At 36.9% G+C, this 1710-nt stretch carries 1 pseudogene and 1 CRISPR repeat array; the pseudogene reads left to right on the forward strand.

Features of this window, described 5'->3' with window-relative positions:
- Positions 1-139 (forward strand): annotated as a pseudogene (locus tag O9295_RS27825) (IS4 family transposase); the annotation flags it as partial.
- A 45-nt stretch (positions 140-184) separates the two neighbouring features.
- Positions 185-1677: a CRISPR direct-repeat array (repeat unit 37 nt; unit sequence GTTTCAATCCCTAATAGGGTTTAAGATTAATTGGAAC).
- The last annotated feature ends 33 nt before the right edge of the window (positions 1678-1710 follow it).

Genomic DNA, 1710 nt, shown 5'->3' on the forward strand with positions numbered 1-1710 from the left:
TCCTATCAAGAAACATGGTCGCCGAGCAAAAAGCCTCTTTCGGCTAGGTTTAGACCACCTTCGTCATCTTATTCTCAATCCTTCATTACCTAACTTTTCTCTTTTTCTCCAGTCCTTACATTTTTTGTCCTGTACTTAGAATTGGAACAAGTTCTCTAATAGAAATCTTTGAATGGGACTGTACGTTTCAATCCCTAATAGGGTTTAAGATTAATTGGAACCAGGTAACGATTCGAGCGATTCTATCGGAAGCGTTAGTTTCAATCCCTAATAGGGTTTAAGATTAATTGGAACATTTGTGCCTCACTGAGGCGGCCTAGCTCGATTTTCGTTTCAATCCCTAATAGGGTTTAAGATTAATTGGAACTCCATTATTTTCGTCACCGCCAGCACCCATCTAACGTTTCAATCCCTAATAGGGTTTAAGATTAATTGGAACATGAGCGCCTGCTTTATGGGCTTGATAAATCCGAGCGGTTTCAATCCCTAATAGGGTTTAAGATTAATTGGAACCCGTTGTAAGCCGCTCTGGGGCTGGGTTCTGGTCGTTTCAATCCCTAATAGGGTTTAAGATTAATTGGAACAGCAATGCTTAAAAATAGCCACGGAAATAATTGAGTTTCAATCCCTAATAGGGTTTAAGATTAATTGGAACAAATTATGGCGTGTCTTCATTAAAAAGTAAATGGTTTCAATCCCTAATAGGGTTTAAGATTAATTGGAACGAGAACCAGACTGTTACAAATCTACTTTTTTCAAGTTTCAATCCCTAATAGGGTTTAAGATTAATTGGAACATCGAAATTATGATCCTGAAATAGATGAGAATTTCGTTTCAATCCCTAATAGGGTTTAAGATTAATTGGAACTTGTCCCTAATCCGGGCGCGTTGCCCATAAGCTGTTGTTTCAATCCCTAATAGGGTTTAAGATTAATTGGAACTATTTATCGGCACGATTAAAGCCGGGGGAGTGGGGCTGTTTCAATCCCTAATAGGGTTTAAGATTAATTGGAACTTGGATCAAATTTAGAATCGGCAAAATCCTTAATGTTTCAATCCCTAATAGGGTTTAAGATTAATTGGAACGAGGATCATCTCATCATGAAGAAAATTTATAGATTGTTTCAATCCCTAATAGGGTTTAAGATTAATTGGAACGTTAAGGGCTTGGAAAAATGGAAAGTGTCAGAAGATTTCGTTTCAATCCCTAATAGGGTTTAAGATTAATTGGAACATGATTCGCTACCACTTACACGGAGATTTAAAAGAAGGGTTTCAATCCCTAATAGGGTTTAAGATTAATTGGAACCATTATACAATAAGTATAACCAATGGTTATAATATAAGTGGTTTCAATCCCTAATAGGGTTTAAGATTAATTGGAACAGTAAGTAAGCAGGGAGTTTTAAGAACTCGCCATAGTCCGGTTTCAATCCCTAATAGGGTTTAAGATTAATTGGAACAACCTGAGAAGGTTCGGACTATGGCGAGTTCTTAAGTTTCAATCCCTAATAGGGTTTAAGATTAATTGGAACTCTCCCAGATTTTGCCGCGCAGTCCAGTCTGGTTGTTTCAATCCCTAATAGGGTTTAAGATTAATTGGAACTCTCTTATTTCGCATAGATATAAATCCCCTTAATGTTTCAATCCCTAATAGGGTTTAAGATTAATTGGAACCTCAAAGTAGATTATAATCCAATCGTCAATGTC

It is taken from the genome of Microcystis sp. LE18-22.4A (assembly GCF_027531105.1).
GTDB lineage: Bacteria > Cyanobacteriota > Cyanobacteriia > Cyanobacteriales > Microcystaceae > Microcystis > Microcystis aeruginosa.